Annotated in this window: 19 protein-coding genes and 1 pseudogene; 5 read left to right on the plus strand and 15 right to left on the minus strand. The window is 51.8% G+C overall.

The window, feature by feature from the left end:
- Positions 1–179 precede the first annotated feature (179 nt).
- Both speA and speB read left to right on the plus strand, forming a co-directional pair.
- The gene (gene speA / locus ACQY6F_RS10440) at positions 180–2,102 is read left to right on the plus strand and encodes a biosynthetic arginine decarboxylase (protein WP_428774189.1); all 1,923 of its coding nucleotides are present in this window, start codon (positions 180–182) and stop codon (positions 2,100–2,102) included.
- On the plus strand, positions 2,102–3,028 hold the full coding sequence (gene speB, locus ACQY6F_RS10445; protein ID WP_428774191.1) for an agmatinase: 927 nt from the start codon (positions 2,102–2,104) through the stop codon (positions 3,026–3,028). The genes speA and speB overlap by 1 nt, the downstream gene beginning before the upstream one ends.
- A 69-nt stretch (positions 3,029–3,097) precedes the next feature.
- Here speB and ACQY6F_RS10450 read toward each other — a convergent pair whose 3' ends face one another.
- From ACQY6F_RS10450 to paaZ, 14 genes are all read right to left on the minus strand, one after another.
- Positions 3,098–3,697 (minus strand): phenylacetic acid degradation protein PaaY, encoded by a 600-nt coding sequence (locus ACQY6F_RS10450; RefSeq protein WP_428774192.1) that lies wholly within the window; start codon positions 3,695–3,697, stop codon positions 3,098–3,100.
- Positions 3,698–3,723: 26 nt separating this feature from the next.
- Entirely contained in the window at positions 3,724–4,647 is a 924-nt protein-coding gene (locus ACQY6F_RS10455; protein WP_428774194.1) for a PaaX family transcriptional regulator, read from the minus strand.
- A 137-nt stretch (positions 4,648–4,784) separates the two neighbouring features.
- Entirely contained in the window at positions 4,785–6,086 is a 1,302-nt protein-coding gene (gene paaK, locus ACQY6F_RS10460; RefSeq protein WP_428774195.1) for a phenylacetate--CoA ligase PaaK, read from the minus strand.
- A 74-nt stretch (positions 6,087–6,160) separates the two neighbouring features.
- The gene (gene pcaF / locus ACQY6F_RS10465; RefSeq protein ID WP_428774196.1) at positions 6,161–7,366 is read right to left on the minus strand and encodes a 3-oxoadipyl-CoA thiolase; all 1,206 of its coding nucleotides are present in this window, start codon (positions 7,364–7,366) and stop codon (positions 6,161–6,163) included.
- Entirely contained in the window at positions 7,367–7,834 is a 468-nt protein-coding gene (paaI, locus tag ACQY6F_RS10470) for a hydroxyphenylacetyl-CoA thioesterase PaaI (RefSeq protein ID WP_428774198.1), read from the minus strand.
- Positions 7,831–9,339, minus strand: coding sequence for a 3-hydroxyacyl-CoA dehydrogenase (locus ACQY6F_RS10475; RefSeq protein ID WP_428774200.1), 1,509 nt, complete (start codon positions 9,337–9,339; stop codon positions 7,831–7,833). Before ACQY6F_RS10475 ends, paaI begins: the two co-directional genes overlap by 4 nt.
- A gap of 2 nt (positions 9,340–9,341) precedes the next feature.
- Positions 9,342–10,130, minus strand: a complete 789-nt coding sequence (gene paaG / locus ACQY6F_RS10480) for a 2-(1,2-epoxy-1,2-dihydrophenyl)acetyl-CoA isomerase PaaG (protein ID WP_428774202.1) — start codon at positions 10,128–10,130, stop codon at positions 9,342–9,344.
- Positions 10,131–10,132: 2 nt separating this feature from the next.
- Positions 10,133–10,921 (minus strand): enoyl-CoA hydratase-related protein, encoded by a 789-nt coding sequence (locus ACQY6F_RS10485; protein WP_428774204.1) that lies wholly within the window; start codon positions 10,919–10,921, stop codon positions 10,133–10,135.
- An 8-nt stretch (positions 10,922–10,929) separates the two neighbouring features.
- A complete protein-coding gene (paaE, locus tag ACQY6F_RS10490) occupies positions 10,930–11,985 on the minus strand; it encodes a 1,2-phenylacetyl-CoA epoxidase subunit PaaE (protein WP_428774205.1) in 1,056 nt (351 codons plus the stop codon).
- Between the two features lie 14 nt (positions 11,986–11,999).
- Positions 12,000–12,506, minus strand: a complete 507-nt coding sequence (gene paaD / locus ACQY6F_RS10495; protein WP_428774207.1) for a 1,2-phenylacetyl-CoA epoxidase subunit PaaD — start codon at positions 12,504–12,506, stop codon at positions 12,000–12,002.
- A gap of 9 nt (positions 12,507–12,515) precedes the next feature.
- A complete protein-coding gene (gene paaC / locus ACQY6F_RS10500) occupies positions 12,516–13,274 on the minus strand; it encodes a 1,2-phenylacetyl-CoA epoxidase subunit PaaC (protein ID WP_428774208.1) in 759 nt (252 codons plus the stop codon).
- A gap of 9 nt (positions 13,275–13,283) precedes the next feature.
- Complete coding sequence (gene paaB / locus ACQY6F_RS10505; protein ID WP_428774210.1) at positions 13,284–13,571, minus strand: 1,2-phenylacetyl-CoA epoxidase subunit PaaB; 288 nt, start codon at positions 13,569–13,571, stop codon at positions 13,284–13,286.
- Between the two features lie 35 nt (positions 13,572–13,606).
- A complete protein-coding gene (gene paaA / locus ACQY6F_RS10510; protein ID WP_428774212.1) occupies positions 13,607–14,536 on the minus strand; it encodes a 1,2-phenylacetyl-CoA epoxidase subunit PaaA in 930 nt (309 codons plus the stop codon).
- Between the two features lie 201 nt (positions 14,537–14,737).
- A complete protein-coding gene (gene paaZ / locus ACQY6F_RS10515; RefSeq protein WP_428774214.1) occupies positions 14,738–16,789 on the minus strand; it encodes a phenylacetic acid degradation bifunctional protein PaaZ in 2,052 nt (683 codons plus the stop codon).
- 286 nt (positions 16,790–17,075) lie between these two features.
- On the opposite strand from paaZ, the gene ACQY6F_RS10520 reads away from it, so the two are divergent.
- From ACQY6F_RS10520 to ACQY6F_RS10530, 3 genes and pseudogenes are all read left to right on the plus strand, one after another.
- Positions 17,076–18,110 (plus strand): TRAP transporter substrate-binding protein, encoded by a 1,035-nt coding sequence (locus tag ACQY6F_RS10520; protein ID WP_428774216.1) that lies wholly within the window; start codon positions 17,076–17,078, stop codon positions 18,108–18,110.
- A gap of 9 nt (positions 18,111–18,119) precedes the next feature.
- A complete protein-coding gene (locus ACQY6F_RS10525; RefSeq protein WP_428774217.1) occupies positions 18,120–18,644 on the plus strand; it encodes a TRAP transporter small permease in 525 nt (174 codons plus the stop codon).
- Position 18,645: 1 nt separating this feature from the next.
- Positions 18,646–19,941: pseudogene (locus tag ACQY6F_RS10530) on the plus strand (TRAP transporter large permease).
- An 83-nt stretch (positions 19,942–20,024) separates the two neighbouring features.
- Here the strand turns inward: ACQY6F_RS10530 and ACQY6F_RS10535 are convergent.
- Positions 20,025–21,468: M4 family metallopeptidase (locus tag ACQY6F_RS10535; protein WP_428774219.1), on the minus strand; the 1,444-nt coding region annotated here is incomplete at its 5' end.

Here is a 21,468-nt window from a genome sequence, read left to right on the forward strand (position 1 = left end):
CCTTGTAAATCACGACTGCTATAGTCACATTTTTGCTGGCGGTCCCAATCAAAAATTCTTGTCCTGTCGACAAAATAATATAGTTAGACTTACCCACCGATTTGCCCGATAAAGCGCGGGATATTTTCTCTATCAGGCGTGGTTCACCGTTCGTGAATCACCGGTTTCCGCTCTTCTTTATGAGATACTCTGTGGATCAAATTTCTAAACTGGACCGCATACGCGCCGACTACAACGTTCATTACTGGAGCCAGGGCTTTTACGGTATTAATGATCACGGTGAAGTGTATGTTTCACCGCGTAATGGCGACAACTCAAGCGTCGCTCTCAGTAGCATTGTCAACCAATTGGAACAGCGCGGACTCAATTTGCCGATACTGATCCGTTTTCCGCAAATATTACATCAACGGGTACACAACATCTGCGACGCGTTCAACCAGGCGATTGCTGAATCCAACTACCCGAAAGACTACCTGCTGGTCTACCCGATCAAAGTCAATCAGCAAAAAGAAGTGGTTGATGAAATTCTGGCCAGCCAGGCAGAGCTGGAAACCAAACAGCTGGGCCTGGAAGCCGGCAGCAAACCGGAGCTTCTGGCCGTACTGGCGATGGCTCAGCATGCCAGTTCCGTTATCGTGTGTAACGGCTACAAAGACCGCGAATACATTCGCCTGGCATTGATGGGTGAAAAGCTGGGCCACAAGGTGTTTATCGTACTGGAAAAGATGTCTGAGCTGGAAATGGTCCTGACCGAAGCCCGCAAACTGGATGTAGTCCCCCGGCTTGGTATCCGTATTCGTCTTGCCTCACAGGGCGCAGGCAAATGGCAGTCCAGTGGTGGCGAGAAGTCCAAATTTGGCTTATCAGCAGCGCAAGTGTTGACCGTGGTGTCACGACTGAAAAATGAGGGCCTGCTTGACTCGTTACAGTTGGTACATTTTCATCTGGGCTCACAGATGGCTAATATCCGTGATGTACGCAATGGTGTGGCCGAATCGGCGCGTTTCTACTGTGAACTGCGCGAATTAGGGGCCAACCTGGTCTATTTCGATGTCGGTGGCGGGCTGGCAGTGGACTATGACGGCACTCGCAGCCAATCGTCCAATTCGATGAATTACGGACTGCTTGAGTATGCCCGCAATATCGTCAACACGGTCAGTGACATGTGTAAGCTGTACCAACAACCCAAGCCGACCATTATCTCTGAATCCGGACGTTCGATTACTGCTCACCATGCGGTGCTGATCACCAATGTGATTGGTGCGGAAACCTATACCCCAGAGGAAATCAGCCCTCCGGAACAGGATGCGCCACAACTGATGCAAAACCTCTGGCACAGTTGGCAGCAACTAACCGAGAATACCGATGCTCGGGCGCTGATCGAACTCTATAACGACGTTCAGAGTGATTTGGCAGAAGCGCATAGCCAGTTTGCAACCGGGGTGATCTCTCTGGTGCAGCGCGCCTGGATGGAGCAACTGGTGCTAAGGATCTACTACGAACTTAACCAGCGCCTGAACAGCAAAAACCGCTTCCACCGGCCTATTCTGGATGAATTACAGGAGCGTCTGGCGGACAAGTTGTTCGTTAACTTTTCGCTGTTCCAATCCTTACCGGATGCCTGGGGTATCGGTCAGGTTTTTCCTGTGCTGCCACTTTCAGACCTGGCTCAGGTCGAAGATCGCCGGGCCGTGCTACTGGACATCACCTGTGACTCTGACGGCGCGGTTGATCAGTATGTCGACGGCCAGGGCATAGAGACAACGTTGCCGATCCCGCAATGGCACAAGGACAAACAATACCTGTTGGGATTCTTCCTGGTTGGCGCCTATCAGGAGATCCTTGGCGACATGCATAATCTGTTTGGAGATACCCACAGCGTAGTGGTCAATATCGGTGATGACGGTGAAGCGGAAATTGTCTCCATCAATGAAGGCGATACCGTCGAAGACATGATGCGTTATGTGCATATCGATGTGGAAGCGATTCGCAGCAACTATCGTCAGTTGGTTGCCGATAGAGTCGCGCCGTCTGAACAAGACACTTTATTGGCTGAGCTGGAGCAAGGCCTCAGCGGTTACACCTATTTGGAGGACCTGTAATGGACGATTTGTTTACCAAAACCGACTACTCATTGTACTCCAATGCGATGACGTTCCTGCGCCAGCCTTACCAACGCGATCCACTGGCAAGCAACGCTGACGTTGTGGTGCTGGGGGTTCCGCTCGACATGGCGACCTCGGGCCGACCGGGCGCTCGCCTGGGCCCGGATGCCATTCGTCGGGCATCGGTAAATCTCGCCTGGGAAGGGAAAAAATTCCCGTGGGATTTTAATCTGACCAAACGAGTCAGCATTATCGACAGTGGCGATCTGGTGTTTGACTGTGGCGATGCGGCAGACCTGACCCAACGCCTGGAAGCGGCAACCGATCAGATTCTTGCCAGCGGTAAAACCATGCTCGCGCTGGGTGGGGACCACTTCATCACCCTGCCGATCCTGCGTGGCTATGCCAAGCATTACGGCGAAATGGCGTTAATTCATTTCGACGCCCATACCGATACCTATGCCAACGGCAGTCAGTACGACCACGGCACCATGTTCTATCATGCGCCGCGCGAAGGGCTGATTTCCAAACAGCACTCGGTGCAGATCGGCATTCGAACTGAATATGCGCAACACGAGCACGGATTTAACGTCATCAACGCCATCGAAGCCAATGACATGTCTGTGGAACAGATTGTCGCGCAAATTCGGCAAACGGTTGGCGACAAACCGGTCTACCTGACATTTGATATCGACTGTCTGGATCCTGCATTTGCCCCAGGTACCGGTACTCCGGTTTGTGGCGGATTAACCAGCGACAAAGTATTGAAAATCATTCGTGGCTTGCAAGGCATCAACCTGGTCGGAATGGATGTGGTCGAGGTTTCACCGCCTTATGATCACAGTGACCTGACCTCGCTGGCAGCCGCTACTATAGCGTTAGAGCTACTGTATGTCTGGGCTTCAGGGAAAAACCTGGATTAAACCAAAACGCGCAGCCCAGGCTGCGCATTTCTCTCAGTCTTGGGAATACTTTTTCGTTCGGACCGGCGTCTACACCGTTTCCGCTTTAGGCACGTGACGGCTTGGCCAAACCACCTCTGGCCGATCTGGTTCAACTTCTGCCAGCGGCTCAACCAGTTTTAACTCGCTATGACTGCGGGCAGCCAAGCGTTGATACATCAGGGTGCCGTTTTCCTTCCAGCTTAATTCATCGTCCGTGACGTCCCGGATTCTTTTCGCCGGATTACCAAAAATCATGCTTCTTGCCGGGTAACTGCTTTTAGTTTTGACAAAACTGTTGGCACCGATTATCGACTCTTTGCCGATCCTGGCCAGGTCCATCACCACCGCGTTCATGCCGACTAAACAGTTTTCTTCTATGTAGCAGCCATGAATGATCGCCCCGTGACCCACGTGAACGTTTTGTTCCAGCACCGTCTCTTTGCCCGGAAAACCATGCATGACACAGTTGTCCTGAATATTGGAGCCTTTTTTAACGATCAGACGACCAAAATCGCCCCTCAGTACCTCCAGAGGACCAATGTAGACATTGGCTTCGATGATAACGTCACCGATAATCTCGGCGCTTGGGTGAACAAACGCCGATGGATGAACGACGGGGATAACATTTGCAAACTGGTAGATGGGCATTGAACTTTCCTTGTTACATCGCCACGCTAACTCAGGCCACCAAAACGTATGTAATAGTTGGGTGATGGCAACGGCAGTTTTCCGTTGGGAGTTTCGCTGTTTTCCATGACGTATTGCAGCGCTTTAGCGTGAACTTTTCGATAGATATTAATAGTGAGCTGCTCAGCTTCTTTTCTCGGCCAATCTTTTGGCAGCAGCTCGCTGGGTAAGTCAGGGTCTCTGACGATGATTCGGCGATAAAAATGGATCACCAGCAGGCGCATTTTGAATGCATCTTCGGCGCTAATTTCGTCTGCATCCATGGCTGCCAGTATCTGCCAGGCCGGTAAAAACAGTGCAGCAAACTGCTTGTACTCCGCTTCGATGCGTTCAATATCCCAGGACTGGCTGACCATATTGCGTACCAGATCCGAGTTGTCACTATACAGCTCCGCCTGCTGAAAAATCTTGGCGCTCGGGATCTTCTGCATGATCTCCTGCTTTAACTCTGCGGTGAGCTGTTGCAGGTCTGGCTGAACGAAAAAGTCTTTGTCGAACTGACCAAAGCCTTTATGTTGTAAGTATCTGACTTTATCTTTGCTACTGTGTGTTGGGCCTAAAGAGGTATGGATAATATTCCAGCGTTTATTCCATGCCGGAGCATCGGAATGGTAGATTTTCCTGTTGGCATTGAGCATTTCGTTGTATCTGGCCGGCTCCAGATAGTAGTAACTCTTCCGGCCGACTTTATTGATGGTCAGCCATTCATCTTTGTGCAAACGAAACACTGAAGAGCGCACTACCCGCTGGTTCAAACCAAGGGTTTCCATCGCTTGAATCAGGCAACCCAGCCAAATACCACCACCACAGGTCCACAGATAGTCTCCGAAATAAGAGATGATTAGCGATGTACCACTGATTGACTGATGCCCCTCGATATCTTTAAAAAAAGAATCTAATTCTTGGTTCAAAATAGCTCCATGTCCGGCTTTTAATTGTTAAAAACCGCTCTGTTATCCAACACATATCCTTATTATTCACAATTGACACAGTTATACCACTCTCGCGTATCACTTATTGCCGACCGCAAGAGTGGCATACCTCACAGCTAGATTTGCGGGCGGAGATCCCTTACGCGAACCGCTTTGCCTTCCGAGCGCGGAATACCATTCACCGGCAGCAGTTCGATGGCGGTCGAGATCCCAATCATCGATTTAATCTGATGCTGCAGACGCTTGGTTATGGCTTCACTTTGATCCAGATAGACGTTATCTTTGGCTTCCAGCAGCACCACTAAGTGATCGAGATTCCCTTTACGAACCACTTCCAGCTGATAGTGGGGGCTCAGTTGTTCGATTTGCAGGATCTGCTCTTCGATCTGCGATGGGAACACATTGACGCCACGGATAATCAACATGTCGTCGCTTCGACCGGTGATCTTATCCATACGGCGCATAGTACGTGCAGTGCCAGGCAACAACCGGGTAAGATCGCGGGTGCGGTAACGAATCACCGGCATCGCTTCTTTGGTCAGCGAGGTGAACACCAGTTCGCCGTGTTCCCCGTCGGGCATGACCTCACCGCTAACCGGGTCAATGATTTCCGGGTAGAAATGGTCTTCCCAGATAGTTGGACCGTCTTGGGTTTCGGCACACTCCATCGCCACACCCGGACCCATCACTTCTGACAGGCCATAGATATCCAGCGCTTTGATACCCAGCCGCTGTTCAATCTCCTTGCGCATCTCATGTGACCAGGGCTCGGCGCCAAAAATGCCGATTTTCAGCGAACAGCCAGACGCATCACCACCGTAATGCGCTTCCAGTTTATCCAGCAGGTTCAGGCAGTAGGAAGGGGTTACCATAATGATGGAAGGTTTGAAGTCTTCTATCAGCTGAACCTGTTTCTCGGTTTGGCCGCCAGACATTGGAACCACGGTGGCACCCAGCTTCTCGGCACCATAATGCGCACCTAAGCCGCCGGTAAACAGGCCGTAGCCGTAGGCAATGTGAATGATATCTTTGGCACTGCCACCCGCGGCACGGATAGAACGAGCCACTACGGTTGCCCAGGTATCGATATCGTTCTGGGTGTAGCCCACGACCGTTGGCTTACCTGTGGTACCGGAAGAGGCGTGCACGCGGGCGACATCTTCCATCGGCACGGCAAAAGTGCCGTAGGGGTAGTGCTCACGTAGATCCTGTTTGGTGGTGTAAGGGAACTTGTTAATGTCTTCCAGACATTTGAAATCTGACGGATGCACTCCTGCTTCATCAAACTTCTTGGTGTACATTGGCGAATTCTTGTAAGCATGTTCAAGCGTCCACTTCATGCGTCGGAACTGAAGTTCTCTCAGTTCTTCTACAGAAGCAGTTTCAATAGCCTCAAGCGTATTTGAGTACTTAATCATGTGTCTTTCTCCTCGAAAATCCTTTTGTTTCGTTTGCGACTGACCGCAGCGTCTGTTGTTTTTTTTGTTTAATATCAGACGTTCTCTATTATCATTGCTATTCCTTGCCCTACGCCGACACACATACAGCACAAAGCATATTTTCCTTTTCTTCGTTTCAGCTCATTACATGCAGCCATCACGATTCTGGCCCCACTCATTCCCAGTGGATGCCCCAATGCAATCGCCCCTCCATTTGGGTTTACATGCTCCGCATCATCTGCGACGCCTAGTTCACGCAACACAGCCAGAGCCTGTGATGCAAATGCTTCGTTGAGTTCAATGACATCCATATCATTAATGGATAATCCGGTCATTTCCAGTACTTTTTTCGCCGCTGGCGCCGGGCCGATGCCCATGATCGCCGGTTCAACGCCAACCGTAGCGGTGGCCAGGATTTTTGCCTTCGGCGTTAATCCATAGCGCTCAATCGACTGCTCACTGGCCACCAACACTGCAGCGGCGCCGTCATTAACACCAGAAGAGTTACCCGCAGTGACAGAGCCGTTTTCCGCAAATGGCGTATTCAATGCCGACAGTTGCGCTAAAGTCGTATTGGGACGAGGATGTTCATCTTCTGTCACCAGCACCGGCGCACCTTTTCGCTGAGGAATCGACACCGGTACAATCTCCTGCGCCAGTATGCCCTTTTCTCTTGCCGCCTCGGTTTTCTGCTGGCTTCGCAGCGCAAAAGCATCCTGATCGGCCCGGCTGATCTGAAAGCGATTGGCGACGTTTTCCGCCGTTTCTGGCATCGAGTCGGTTCCAAACTCACCGTGCAGCTGCTGGTTGATAAAGCGCCAGCCGATGGTGGTATCAAACATCTGGCCATTGCGATCAAACGCGATGTTGGGTTTATTGACCACATACGGGGCACGGGACATAGATTCCACCCCACCGGCAACCATCAGTTGCGCTTCACCTGCTTTAATGGTGCGCGCGGCGTGGCTGATGGCATCCATACCAGAGCCACACAACCGGTTGATGGTGGTGCCCGACACCTCCAGCGGCATGCCCGCCAACAGTAATGACATCCGCGCGACGTCTCGGTTGTCTTCACCCGCCTGGTTGGCACAACCCAGGATCACGTCATCAACCGCCGACCAGTCCAGGTCAGGATGACGTTCCATCAAGGCTTTGAGCGGGATGGCACCCAGGTCATCGGCCCGAACGGCTGACAGAGCACCAGCAAACCGTCCGATGGGGGTTCTGACCCCGTCACAAATATATGCATTAGTCACTTAACTGATCTCCTCTACTAGTTTTGTGCCAGTTCGGTGCGATTTCCCCCGAAACAGCGCGACCAATTTCTGATCCTGATTGACGATTTCGATATCGTAAGTCCCGGTTACTTTTCCTTGTGATTTCACCTTGGCGACCGCCATTAGGACATCGTTCTCAAACGCCGGGCGGATATATTCGATGCTGCAGCCAGACGCGACCGCTGCCAGATTTTCGCTGTTGCAGGCAACCGCAAACGCGCTGTCGGCCAAGGTGAACAACATGCCGCCATGACAGGTGGCGTGGCCGTTTAACATCATCTGCGTTACCTGCATCGACACTTTCGCCTCGCCTTTGGCCACATCAAACACTTCCATACCCATGGAGTGAGTGCAGTGGTCGTTTTCCAACATCGCGGTGGCAGCTTGCTCAGCAATACTGAATTCACGTTCTTTTTCAGACAGTGGTGTGGAGCTAGTGATTGTCATGCGTCACCTCGGTTAGCTTGAATGGCGAATCTACGCAGCAATGGCGAAGGCCGGTAACGCTCTTCACAGTAAAAAGCGTGTAAATTAGTCAAGGTATCCAGTACCCGCTGCCAGCCAAGCCGTTTACCCTGTTCTATCGGACCTAGCGGATAGTTGACGCCGCTTTTCATCGCTATGTCGACGTCCGCCAGTGAAGCGCCATTCTGATTGACCAGATCCAGCGCTTCGTTGACCAGCATCACCCAGCTGCGCCAGAGAATGAGCCCCGGGTAGTCTTCCAGCAACAGCACCTGTTTGCCTTTCGACTGGAAGTAAGCAATGACACTGTCGGTCTGCTGTTGTGAGTTTTGCAGTGCGGGGGCAATCGCAATAACGTCACTGGCCATGTAATCCTGGCAGTAGTCAACCAGCACCACCGGACGTTGTAACTGCCTTGACAATTGTGACGCTGTAACTCCAGGAGTGAGCGCAACATAGACCCCGTCCAGATCGAGATACGCTTCACCCGTATCATTTCCCGTGGTAGATAACTGAGTCAGCGCTTTAAAACTCGGTGCCATACGCCAGTCACCATGGAGAGACGCATTCAGTTGATCGGCGAGCTTGCACTCAGGGGCAAAATTGACCGCCGGTTTGGCGTACGGCTCTTCGTAACAGTAGAAACCCCGGCCGCTCTTGCGGCCCAAATAGCCTGCTTCCACCAACTCTTTCTGGGTCAACGATGGCTGAAAGCGTTTGTCCTGATAGTAGGCGTCATACACGCTTTTGGTCACGGCATAGTTCACATCATGGCCAATCAAGTCCATCAGTTCGAACGGCCCCATGTTGAACTGCCCGGCTTGGGTGATGATGTGGTCGATATCCTGGACTTCGGCGACGCCCTCTTCCAGCGCCCGCAGCCCTTCGGCATAAAAGGGCCTGGCAACCCGGTTGACAATAAAGCCCGGAATAGAGCGAGTGACAACCGCGTGCTTACCGCAAGATTCTGCCCAGGCTTTTGCCTGCTCTATCACAGCTTCTGATGTGGCAATGCCGCGCACCACTTCCACCAGTTTCATCAAAGGTGCCGGATTAAAAAAGTGCAGTCCGACAAAACGTTCTGGTTTAGTTAAACTGCTGGCGATTGAGGTCACCGAGATAGACGACGTATTGGTCGCCAGCAGACAGTCATCGCGACAGATCGCTTCTAAATCACGGAACAGACTCTGTTTAACCGCCAAATCTTCAATGATGGCTTCAATCACCAAATCGGCATCCGCCACGCTATGCAGCGCATCAGTGCTGGATATTGCATCCAGCAGCGCATCCCGTTGACTGGTTGTCCACTTGCCGCTGGCGACACGTTTATCCAACCGCTGCTTAATATCGGCTTTGGCCTGCTCTGCTTTGCCCGACTGCAAATCAAACAGGATGACCTGATAGCCCGACTGTGCCGCCACTTGAGCTATACCTGCTCCCATGGTGCCTGCGCCAATCACCGCAACGGTATTAATGCTATTTCCCATTGTTACTTCCCTTTGAACTGCGGTGCCCGTTTTTCGAAAAAGGCCTGGATTCCCTCGCGGTAGTCGTCGGTTCTGCCGGCGACACGCTGCAGGTCTTTTTCCAGATCCAACTGCTCTTCCAGGCTATGACTGCTGGAGTGATTCAATGCATGTTTGATCAGGCTAAGCCCTTTGGTGGGCTGGGTCGCCAACTGTTGCGCGACGGACATCGCTTCGGCATACAGAGCATCATCGTCAACACACTGCCAAATCATGCCCCACTCCTGGGCCTGGCTGGCCGGGATTTTGTCACCCAAAAGCATCAGCGCTTTGGCTCTGGCAGAGCCAATTAATCGCGGTAATACCCAAGTACCGCCGGAATCGGGCACTAAGCCGATTTTACAAAATGCCTGAATAAAACTGGCCGAACGGGCAGCAAACACGATATCGCAGGCCAACGCAATATTAGCGCCGGCACCGGCGGCCACGCCGTTTACCGCCGCAATGACTGGCTTAGGCATGTTGGCAATCTGCTTGATCAGCGGGTTGTAGTATTTCTCGATACTCTCACCCAGATCCGGCATTTCGCTGCCACTATTCACGTTGCGATCATTGAGATCCTGCCCGGCACAAAAGCCGCGTCCGGCACCAGTTAACAGGATCGCACGGACAGATTCATCGCTTTCTGCCTGTTTTAATGCCTGCTTAAGCGCTTTATGCATATCTGGGTTAAAACTGTTCAACTGGTTGGGGCGATTAAGGGTAATTATCGCCACGCTCGCTTCCACCTGAAATAAAATTGACTGTTCCATATTTACTTCCCTTCAAATGACGCTGTTCTTTTTTCCAGAAACGCCTGAATCCCTTCAGCTCTGTCCTGAGTGGCGGCCAGCAGGCTAAACAGTTGCCGTTCTGCCACCAGCCCCTGTTCCAGAGTGCCGTTAGCCACCGACTTCAATGACGCTTTCGCTGCGCGCACCGCCAGTGGTGCCCGCTGGGCGATGGTGGCCGCGATCTGCTCTGCTTTAAGCAGGGTGTTTTCAGTAAAAGTGACTTCGCTCACCAGCCCGGCGGCCAGTGCTTTTTGGGCAGAAATTGGCTGGCCGGTTAACACCATTTGATTCGCCAGCGACTTACCCACAGTACGAGCCAGCCGCTGCGTGCCCCCGGCACCCGGCATGAGGCCCAAGGTGATTTCTGGCAATCCAAACAGTGTGCCTTCTCCGGCTACCACCACATCACAAATTAACACCAGCTCCAGGCCGGCGCCCAATGCGTAACCGTTCACCGCCGCTATCAGCGGTTTGTCAAACTGGTCGATGCGTTGCCACAGCTTGGGTCTGGGGTTTAACCAGGTCTCGACTGCACCCTGACCCGCCAGCTCCTGCAGATCCGCGCCGGCAGCAAACATGGTTTCTCCGCCGTAAATGACCGCCGCTTTTACCGAGTTGTCTGCCGATGCCTGTTGCAGCACGTCAGCAATCTGGCTGAGCACTTGGTTACTTAGTGCGTTGCGTTTTTGCGGTCGATTCAGTGTCAGCGTCAATACGCCCTGCTCTGAGATGTCGCAGCGTAGATCCTGATAATCGGTTTGAAATGACATGGCGCCCTCTATACATCAAAGTCGATTTCAATTTCACTGGTAGTTGGCACCGCCTGACAGCTCAACACATAGCCGTTCTCAACTTGATCGGCTTCCAGGCTGTAGTTGGTGCCCATTTCCACCTGACCGGATTTCACTTTACAGATACAGGTCGCGCAAACGCCGCCTTTACAGGCGTATGGCAGATCCACGCCTTGACGCAGCGCCGCATCCAGCAGGCTGTCGTCCTGCGAGGTCATATCGATCTGCATAATTCGGCCATCTCGTTTCAGGGTGACTTGTGTGCTTTCAGACTGGTTCGCCGGCTTCTCTCTGGTCTTGGTTGCCGTGTTAAACCGCTCTACGTGATAGTTTTCTTCAGCTAAGCCACCTTCAACGAGCGCGGTGTAACAAGACTCCAGAATCTCTTCCGGCCCACACACATAACAGGCGTCAAAGTCGCTCCAGTTAAACAGCTCCTGACCCAGCTCTTTCAGTTTTGCGCCGTCCAGGCGACCGTTCCACAATGCCACTTCGTTGCTTTCGCGCGAAAAGAAATAGCTGACATGCAGCCGGTCCGGATAACGGTTTTTTAGCCCTAACAACTGGCTCTTGAACATCATGCTATTGGCGTTGCGGTTGCCATACAGCAGAGTGAATGTGCTGTTTGGTTCCTGCTCCAGTGCCGCTTTCAGCATAGACAGAATCGGCGTGATACCTGAGCCGACCGCAATACCAAGGTAGTTATTTTGTCGCTCGGCACTGGGCGTAAAGCCAAAGTGGCCCTGCGGCGTCATGATTTCCAGCTCGTCACCCGGCTTTAGCTGATTCACCGCGTAGTGAGAAAATCGCCCTTCCGGAATCGCTTTAATGCCAATTTGCAGTTTGTGTTCGTCGGGCGCAGAACAGATCGAATAGCAGCGTCTGAGTTCTTCGTTATTAATGGTTGATTTGATGGTCAGATGCTGACCGGGGTGGAAACTAAATTGACTTTCCAGCTCACCGGGTACTTCAAATTGCAGCACCACCGAATCGTCCGTCTCCTTTTCGACGCGGCCGACTTTTAATGTGTAAAAATCCGTCATAATAATCCCTTAATTTATATGCACTTGAAGTAATCAAACGGTTCCAGGCAGCTTTTACACTGGAAGTGCGCTTTGCAGGCGGTGGAACCAAATTCGCTCACCATTTTTGTCTCTGCGCTGCCACAATGAGGGCATTCAGGCTGGGCGTTAATCGCGCTCTGCATACACGCCTTTCTGTCTGGCGGTGCAATACCGTATTGCCGTAACTTCTGTTTGCTTGATTCTTCAATCCAGTCGGTGGTCCAGGCCGGGGAAAGCTGGACTTCAACTTCAACCTTTTCGTATCCTTCGCGCTCCAGCGTGTGTCGAATGTCACTCATCAACATTTCAGTAGCCGGACAGCCGGAATAAGTCGGGGTAAACTTCACCACCCAGGCCTGCCCCACTTTGGCAACGCCGCGAACCATGCCCAGCTCACCGATTGAAATCACCGGGATCTCCGGGTCAGGGATCGAGCTGACCAGTTGCCAAACGCGGTGTGTTTCCGGGTCTGAGAGCGTCTCGAAGGTTTGCTTAGTCATACGAAAGCCCTACCACTGTTGGTTTGGATATGTCCGTTGCATGTACTGCAGTTCCGCCAGGATAAAACCCAGATGTTCACTGTGTTTGCCGGATTTGCCGCCGGACAGGAAGTACTCCGACTCGGGTAGTGAAAGCGTTGCTTTTTGCAGTACCGCTTCAACATTGGTTAGCCACTGCTGTTTTAGTTGTGACACATCAACGATGATGCCTTGCTCAGCCAGCAGCGTTTCTTCTTCACTGGGCTGAAACATTTCATCGGTGTATCGCCACAGCTCGTTCAGTGCAGCCTGAATTTTGCTATGACTCAGCTCGGTACCATCACCTAAACGTTCTATCCAACCGGCGCTGTATCTCAGGTGATACGTCACTTCTTTGAGTGATTTTTTGGCGATGGCGGCCAACTGCTCATCCTGGCTGTTGGCCAGTTGCTGCAGCAGTAGCGAATGAAAATTGTCGTACAGAAACTGACGCACGATGGAGATATCAAAACCTTCATTCGGCCGTTCCACCAGCAGCAGGTTTTTGTATTCACGTTCTTCTCTGAGATAGGCGTAGTCATCTTCTGTTTTCTGATTGCCTTCCAGCTCTGCCGCGTACTGGTAGAGGTTGCGGGCCTCGCCCAGTAAATCCAGGCCGATATTGGCCAGCGCCATGTCTATTTCCAGCTCCGGCGCAATACCACACCATTCGGATAGTCGGTGGCTGAGCACCAGGTTAGTGTCGGCAAGCTGGAGCAGATAACTTACTTTTTGTTGCTGTTCAGTCATGACCTGCTCCTACATGTGCTTGATATCAGAAGGAATGCTGTAGTGACTGGCGTGGCGATACACTTTATCTTCAGCCGGGTCGAATAACGGGCCGGAATCACTTGGCTGTGAAGCGGTGATTTGATTTGATTGCACCACCCAGATTGAACAACCTTCGTTGCGTCGGGTGTATAAGTCGCGCGCTGCTTCAAGCGCCATTTGACCGTCGGCCGCGCGCACGCTGCCCACATGCTTGTGGTCTAAGCCTTGTTTGCTTCGTACAAAGACTTCGTAAAGCGGCCAGTTAAATGAACTCATCTTGATTCTCCTTAATCTATTTCACTTCAGTGCGCTTAAGCGGCGCTGTCGACCTGTTTTTGCGAGTGTGCTAGTGCAGCTTCGCGTACCCACTCACCGGCTTGCCACGCTTCTCGCTTGGCTTTCAACCGCTCATGGTTGCAAATGCCGTGGCCGTTAATGACCTGATAAAATTCCTGCCAGTTGATGGTGCCGAACTCAAAATGGCCTGTCTCTTCGTTCCATTTCAGGTCCGGATCCGGAATCGTCATCCCCAGGGCATGCACCTGGTGAACCGTGTTATCAACAAACTTCTGGCGCAGATCGTCGTTACTGACGCGCTTAATTTTCCAGCCCATGCTCTTGGCTGAGTTCGGCGAATCGTTATCGTTCGGACCAAACATCATCAATGCCGGCCACCACCAGCGATTGATCGAATCCTGCAGCATCGCTTTCTGGTCATCACTGCCGTCTGCCAGTGCGCGGCACGCTTCGTAGCCCTGGCGCTGATGAAAGCTCTCTTCCTTACAGATTCTCACCATGGCGCGCGCATATGGTCCGTAAGAGGTACGGCACAAGGCCACCTGGTTTACGATGGCAGCGCCGTCGACCAACCAACCCACCACACCGACATCTGCCCAGTTGAGTGTTGGGTAGTTAAAAATGGATGAATATTTCATCTCGCCGGACAGCATTTTTTCGTACAGGTCCTGACGCTCACCCCCCAAGGTTTCTGCCGCGCTGTACAGATACATGCCGTGACCCGCTTCATCCTGGATTTTGGCCAGCAGTACCGCTTTGCGGCGCAGCGAAGGCGCGCGGGTTAACCAGTTCGCTTCCGGCAACATGCCAACCACCTCGGAATGGGCGTGCTGGCCGATCTGGCGCACCAGGGTTTTTCGGTAGCCATCAGGCATCCAATCTTTAGGTTCGATAGCGATCTCTTGTTCGATCTTACGTTCGAATGACGTTTGCTCCGCAGACATCGTTTCTCCTTATTTGATACACTTTTATAATGTAAGTTAAATTTAATGTATCATGTAAAAACCATTAAGCAACACAATTTTTACATTTTCTCAATTTATTCACATTATAAATACGTAAGTCATTGATAAAAAAACAGGGCCGATTGGCCCTGTTGCTTGGAGTTGTTAATCAAATTGTTTTCGGCTCTTAAACCTGGCCGATCAGAAATCTCCATGCTGTCTGGCTACCAGGGTCAGAATGGTATACAGCGCCACGGGCTTACCATCCTGGTTTTGCACTTCCACATCCCAGGCGACCACGCCTTGGGCTTGCTCCTCGGCAGAACGCTGGCGTTTCTTGATCTTCTTCTTACAGGTCAGGTGGACCTGAATGGTGTCACCAATTTTCACCGGCTCGATAAACCGCAGTCCTTCCATGCCATAGTTGGCCAGTACAGGCCCTGGTGCCGCTTCCACAAACAGCCCCGCCGCCGCCGAGATAACGAAATAGCCATGGGCGACCCGTTCACCGAACATCGACTCTTTGGCCGCAATCTCATCCATATGGGCGTAAAAATGGTCGCCACTCAGGCAGGCAAAGTTGACGATATCCGCCTCAGTAATCGTCCGCCTGGCCGTCTTGAGGGTTTCGCCGAGTTCAATATCTTCGAAATGCTTTTTGAACGGATGGATTGGGTCGCTGAGGGTTTGCGCTCCACGTACCCATTCCCGGCCAACCTTGGCCAGCATGGTCGGCGAGCCTTGGATCGCCGTACGTTGCATATAGTGCTTCACGCCTCGCAGACCGCCCATTTCTTCGCCGCCACCGGCGCGCCCTGGTCCACCATGCACCAACATCGGCAGTGGCGAGCCATGCCCGGTCGACTCTTTGGACGACTCTTCATTTAGGATATGTAATCGGCCATGTGACGAACCAATGTCCAGCGCCAGCTGCGCCGCCACCTCACCAGAGGCAGTCACAATACTCCCCGCCAGGCTGCCTTGACCTTTTCTGGCCAGAGCGGTGGCATCGGCTAAATCTTTATATGGCATCAACACACAGACCGGGCCAAACGCTTCAACCGCATGAATTTCTTCCGCGTCGTGTGGCTGATCACAACGCAGCAGAGTCGGCGGATAAAAAGCCCCTTGCGATGAACCTTGTACCTTAAGCTCTGCCGCATTGCCGCCGGTGAGCACCTCGCAGCAATTGGACAGCGTGGTGACTTTTTCGGTTACGTCATCGAGTTGGCTTTTGCTAACCAGAGCACCCATTTTCACGCCTTCGATTGAAGGGTCACCGACGGTCACTTTCTCAAGCTTGGCGACCAGCTCTTGGGAGACGGCGTCGATTAAATGTTGCGGCACGATTGCCCGTCGAATCGCGGTACATTTCTGGCCTGCTTTAATGGTCATTTCGCGCATGACTTCGCGGACAAACAGCTTAAACTCGGCCATCTCGGGGGTAACATCTGGGCCTAAGATAGCGCAGTTGAGTGAGTCTGCTTCCATGGTGAATGGGATAGATTTTTGGATAACATTGGGATGGGAACGCAGCATCTGACCGGTTTGCGCTGAACCGGTGAATGTCACGACATCCTGGTAATCCAGATGCTCAAACATGTCGCCGACCGAACCGCAAACAACCTGGATAGCGCCATCAGGCAGCAGCCCGCTTTCTACCATGGCTTTAACCATCGCCTGCGTGAGATAAGCGGTTTCTGTTGCGGGCTTAACAATAGCCGCCACGCCAGCCAGCCAGGTAGGCGCCAGTTTTTCTAACATCCCCCAGCAGGGGAAATTATAGGCATTGATATGCAACGCGACCCCGGTTTTGCTGGTGAGAAAATGCCTGGCCGCGAACCCACCTTCTTTGGAGAGTGGGATCAGTTCATCTTCCGGCCAGATGGTGTCGTTTGGCAACTCGCGGTTTGCCATACCGGAGTAATTGAATAAGGTACTGATACCCCCTTCAATATCAATCCAGGAGTCTACTCGGGTCGCCCCGGTGTGATGCGACAGTGCGTAAAACTCTTCCTTACGAGCAAGCAGGTACTTAGCCAGTTCCTTGATCATATTGGCTCTTTCAAGAAAGGTCATTTGTGCCAAAGCTTTAGTGCCTCGTGCGCGGCCATATTCAAGGACCTTACCGGTATCCACGCCGTCGGCATTGACCTGGTATAACGGCTCGCCGTTGATTGCGCTGCATACCTGACGCGGTTTCCCTGAGCCAAAAACCCATTCTCCGGCTAAATAGCTGGTTAGTTGTTCCATCTCTATACCTCGTTAATCCATAGTGCAGTAGCAATCTGCTACCGAGAGTTGCCCATTGATGACAGGCCATGTTCGACACTGTCCAATGAATAAAAAATGTGGGTAATGAAACGCAGGTTACGCGATAAGCAGAAAACATAACCTGATTCACAAAATCACAATTCATTAACATTCATGATACACAATCATATTTTTAAATGATACGTTTTAAATATCAAGTGACATTTTAATGTGTCATTTGCGAGGGGATAAATTAACTTGAATGGGACTTACAAAGGAATCTGTTATGTTTAAATCAACCGTAGCTAAAAGCCTGGCAGGATTGCTCGCTTCCACTCTTCTGGTCAGCCAAAGTGTTCAAGCAGAAACACAAGAACTGAAGATCGCTACCTGGCTGAGCCCAATGCAAACCATGAATGCTGACGTGTTACCGACATGGGGCAAATGGATCGAAGAAGCGACTGAAGGTCGAGTCACCATTAAACTGGAGTACGATTTGGCCCACCCCAAAAGCCTGGTGGAACTGGTTGAAGATGGCGCTGTTGACGCAGCCTGGACGTTTCACGGTTATCTGCCTGGCCGCTTTCGCCTGCCACAGATCGCCGAGCTGCCCGGAAACAAAGCCACCGGCGAAGCCGCTTCTGTCGCTCACTGGCGGGTAAACGAGAAGTACTTCAAAAACTCATTTGAATATAACGGTGTCGAGCTGGCAGGTGTATTCGTGCACGGCCCGGGCCAGGTGCATATGCGAGAGCCAATCAATTCTTTAAAAGATCTCGAAGGCAAAAAGATGCGGGTCGGCGGCGGTATTTCCACTGAAATCGGCAAGCTTCTGGGCGTCTCGGGTGTCAGTGCCCCGGCAACCAAAGCCTACGAGATGCTGTCCCAGGGCGTCGCAGATGGTCTGTTTATGCAGATGGATATGATGAAAGCAGCCCGCTTTAAAGACGTTGCGCCATACAGCTATAAACTGCCAACCGGTTTGTACCTGGGTTCATTCGGCATCTTCATCAGCCCTCAGTTTATGGAGAAGCTGTCTGAGCAAGATCGCCAGGCCATCCGCAGTGTCTCTGGTGAAAAACTGTCTGCCCTGGCGGGCCGTTACTGGTCTAAAGCAGACGAAATTGGCGAAGCCGATATCATTGCCTCTGGCAGTAAAGTGGTCGATCTACCGGCTGAAGAGATCCAATACTTTGATAACCTGACCAAAGGGCTGGACGACGAATGGATCAAGTCAGTGAAATCGCGCAAAGTGGATGCACAGGCAGCACTCACCGAGTTCAGACAAATTGTCAGCGACTACCAACCGATGGAACTGTAAGGTCCGCAGATGAAAAGTTCATTGATTTGGATGACAAAAAGTTGGGAGTCTTCGGCCCAACTTTTGGATAAATTCCTCAAACTCTGCGCCTGCATCATTCTGTTCTCGATGATGTTGCTCACCTGCGTGGATGTGGTCGGGCGCTATCTGTTTGAGATGCCGGTGACCGGAAGCGTTGAGCTGACGGAGATCCTGCTCGGGGCGCTGGTGTTTTCAACCATGCCTCTGGTTACCTGGCGTAAAGAACACATTAGTGTTGACCTGACCGACAGCATTATCCCCACCAAGATTAAAAACATACGCAACATGGGTTTCGACGTCGTGGTTGCCGTCAGCCTCAGCGTGATCGGCTTTAAAGTCTGGGAGTTGGGCTCGCGCGCGCTGATGTACGGGGAAACGACAGAATACCTGGAAATTCCAACCCACTATTTTGTCTACTTCCTGGCGATTTCCTGTTGGCTCACTGCCGTGACTTCTATCGTCTTGGTCGTTACGCGGTTGTTTAATAAAGAGTATTTGAATCAGAGGGATTGATATGACTATTGCCTTAATTGGTTTCGCGGCACTGATGATATTAATCCTGCTGCGGATGCCGATTGCTTTTGCAATGGGTGTGGTGGGATTCATTGGCTACGCCGCGCTTGGCGACTGGAACTTTAATGGCGCACTGACTGTAAGTGCCAAACGGTTGATCGATACGGCGCAGGACTACGGTTTGTCCGTGATCCCGATGTTTATCCTGATGGGGAATCTGATCACCCGCGCGGGCATGTCGCAAGAGCTGTATCGCGCTTGTTACGCCTTTTTGGGCCACTACCGCGGCGGGTTAGCCATGGCGACCGTCGCCGCCTGTGGCGGATTTTCTGCCATTTCCGGCTCCAGCCTGGCCACTTCGGCAACGATGGCCAAGGTGGCCATGCCCTCAATGCGCAAATATGGTTACTCGGATGGATTGGCGGCCGCGTCGATTGCGGCTGGCGGTACGCTCGGGATTTTGATCCCGCCGAGCGTGATTCTGATTATCTATGGCGTACTGACAGAGCAGAGTATTCGAGACTTATTTGCCGCCGGTTTTATTCCGGGCCTGCTGGGCATCTTTATGTACCTTTTGGCCACTAAATACGTGGTCTGGCGCAACCCGGATGCCGGGCCAAAAGGCGAGAAAATGTCCAGGGAAGAAAAGCGGGCTGCACTTAGATCCGTTTCCGCCATTCTCGGTCTGTTTGCGCTGGTGATGGGTGGCATCTACCTTGGCGTATTTACTCCAACGGAAGCGGCTGGCATCGGCGCCGGTGGTGCTTTTGCTATCGCCCTATTCCGCCGTTCGCTGACCCTGGCGGTATTGAAAGATATTCTGGTTGAAACCGCCAGAACGTCCACCATGCTGTTTGGGGTTATTATCGGTGCGCTGATCTATTCCAACTTCGTTAACCGAACGGGTTTACCCATTGAATTGGTCAGCTGGATGGAGTCGTGAGGCACTGAGCCTGTGTATGTGATTCTGGTCATCATGGGAATCTACATCCTGCTTGGCACAGTGTTCGAAAGCCTGTCTATGCTGCTGCTCACTGTACCGGTGTTTTACCCGCTGGTCGCCAGCCTGGGCTTCGATTTGGTCTGGTTCGGCATTGTGGTAGTGGTCGTAACGGAGATAAGCCTGATCACCCCGCCGGTTGGGCTGAATATCTTTGTTCTGAGTAGCGTGGTGAAAGACATTAAAACCAGCACCATTTTTAAGGGCGTCACCCCCTACTGGTGCGCAGACATAGTGCGCCTGTTGTTACTGCTGCTGATACCGCCGTTGTCACTCTGGCTACCGAGTATGCTTTAGTGGACTGATAAGAAAATCCACCTGCTTGGCAGGTGGATTTGATCGCGATTAGCAACAAGGATAATTAATTTACTTTACCCAAACTAATCCAGAGCAAGGGTTACACCTGAGTAGGCGTGGTAGCCTTTAAGCATGACGTGATAGGTGGTGCCAGGCAATGCCGAGATAGAACATTGTTCGTTGTTACCATTCAGATATGGTCGGCAATCCCATGAACTGGCGGTAGGTTTGCTATCCGCTTTCACGTAAAGATCGGCATCTCCTGTGCCAGAGCTAATCGACACCACGACAGTAGAAGCAGTATCTACTTTGAAAGTAAAGAAAGCTTCAGAATCTGCATCACCTGACAAATCAGATACTGGCTGGCCTTTCACCAACTCGTTGGAAGGCTCTACAGAACAAGAGGCATTGACGCCAACAGTCATAAACGCATCTTCCACATCCTGGGTGTTATAGCCTAAATCGTGGGCAGCTTTGACCACACCGCATGCGCCTTCATCAAAGGTGGCGTTAGGCGTCCAGTACAACTGGTTTGCGACAGCGAAGATCTCAAAGCCTTTGCGGACATCCCATCCCTGTTTATTGGCCAACAAGTAAAACGCCCGGTTATACACGCCGCTAGAGTGGTGAACGTTAATGCCTTCATAATATTGTGACGCGTCGTCAATCGAGTTGCCATCACGTGACGGAGTGTCGAAATAGCGTAAGCCACCGGATGATTTAAAGATGTCACGGCCTACTACCCAGTCGACTTCACCTCGCATGAAGTATTCCGCCGCTTCACCGGCAATATCTGAGTATGCCTCGTTAATACCACCCGACATACCTTCATAAACCAGACCGGAGTTTTGTTCGGTAAAGCCGTGGCTGACTTCATGAGCACTTACGTTGATGTCGACCAGCGGGTAGAACCTGGACTCGCCATCACCAAATGTCATGGCTTTACCATCCCAGAATGCGTTTTCATAGTTCGTGCCGTAATGAACGCGCATGGTCAACTGAAAGGTCAGTGGTGATGTATTCAGCCAACCTTTGTACATATCGAAAACCACTTTGCCAAAATAATGGGCGTCATTGAGTGGCGAATATGCTCCATTTACTGCTTTGTAGTCGTTATAGTTGCCATCACTATCACAGCCGTAGCTATAAGCGGTGTTACCCGACTTTCTGTTTTTCAAGTCAACGGTCTTAACCGCAGAATTTAACATGGTACAAGTGGAGCCGGATTTATCGACGATAAACCCTGGGAAGTCAGAACCATACTGATACATCCCGGTTTTTTCGTTTCCTCCCGGCCCGCTGCCCGCGACTTCTATGTGTGTAAGCCCATTCCACTGCTTGATAATCTCGCCGCTGTTAGCGTCTATAAAGAAATATGGACGCTCAGGTGTTTCAGCCGGGACAAAGAAATTAACCAGATAAACCAGCTGCGCCTGTTGGTCTGCATCCAGGCGAACCATCAGCTCTGCGCGTTGGTTTTCCATCGGCAATTCCTCTGAAGCAAAGGTGGAATGTGCCGCTTTGAAG

The sequence above is a fragment of the Vibrio sp. genome (genome assembly GCF_050299255.1).
Classification (GTDB): domain Bacteria; phylum Pseudomonadota; class Gammaproteobacteria; order Enterobacterales; family Vibrionaceae; genus Vibrio.

What these genes read in the sequence shown, in the direction of transcription:
- ACQY6F_RS10525 (WP_428774217.1), top strand. Translation starts at nt 18,120, where the DNA reads ATGAAAAGTTCATTGATTTGGATGACAAAAAGTTGGGAGTCTTCGGCC.
- paaC (WP_428774208.1), bottom strand. Translation starts at nt 13,274, where the DNA reads ATGACTGAACAGCAACAAAAAGTAAGTTATCTGCTCCAGCTTGCCGAC.
- ACQY6F_RS10485 (WP_428774204.1), bottom strand. Translation starts at nt 10,921, where the DNA reads ATGTCATTTCAAACCGATTATCAGGATCTACGCTGCGACATCTCAGAG.
- paaI (WP_428774198.1), bottom strand. Translation starts at nt 7,834, where the DNA reads ATGACAATCACTAGCTCCACACCACTGTCTGAAAAAGAACGTGAATTC.
- ACQY6F_RS10450 (WP_428774192.1), bottom strand. Translation starts at nt 3,697, where the DNA reads ATGCCCATCTACCAGTTTGCAAATGTTATCCCCGTCGTTCATCCATCG.
- speB (WP_428774191.1), top strand. Translation starts at nt 2,102, where the DNA reads ATGGACGATTTGTTTACCAAAACCGACTACTCATTGTACTCCAATGCG.
- paaB (WP_428774210.1), bottom strand. Translation starts at nt 13,571, where the DNA reads ATGAGTTCATTTAACTGGCCGCTTTACGAAGTCTTTGTACGAAGCAAA.
- ACQY6F_RS10475 (WP_428774200.1), bottom strand. Translation starts at nt 9,339, where the DNA reads ATGGGAAATAGCATTAATACCGTTGCGGTGATTGGCGCAGGCACCATG.
- paaZ (WP_428774214.1), bottom strand. Translation starts at nt 16,789, where the DNA reads ATGGAACAACTAACCAGCTATTTAGCCGGAGAATGGGTTTTTGGCTCA.
- paaA (WP_428774212.1), bottom strand. Translation starts at nt 14,536, where the DNA reads ATGTCTGCGGAGCAAACGTCATTCGAACGTAAGATCGAACAAGAGATC.
- ACQY6F_RS10520 (WP_428774216.1), top strand. Translation starts at nt 17,076, where the DNA reads ATGTTTAAATCAACCGTAGCTAAAAGCCTGGCAGGATTGCTCGCTTCC.
- paaD (WP_428774207.1), bottom strand. Translation starts at nt 12,506, where the DNA reads ATGACTAAGCAAACCTTCGAGACGCTCTCAGACCCGGAAACACACCGC.
- speA (WP_428774189.1), top strand. Translation starts at nt 180, where the DNA reads ATGAGATACTCTGTGGATCAAATTTCTAAACTGGACCGCATACGCGCC.
- paaE (WP_428774205.1), bottom strand. Translation starts at nt 11,985, where the DNA reads ATGACGGATTTTTACACATTAAAAGTCGGCCGCGTCGAAAAGGAGACG.
- paaG (WP_428774202.1), bottom strand. Translation starts at nt 10,130, where the DNA reads ATGGAACAGTCAATTTTATTTCAGGTGGAAGCGAGCGTGGCGATAATT.
- paaK (WP_428774195.1), bottom strand. Translation starts at nt 6,086, where the DNA reads ATGATTAAGTACTCAAATACGCTTGAGGCTATTGAAACTGCTTCTGTA.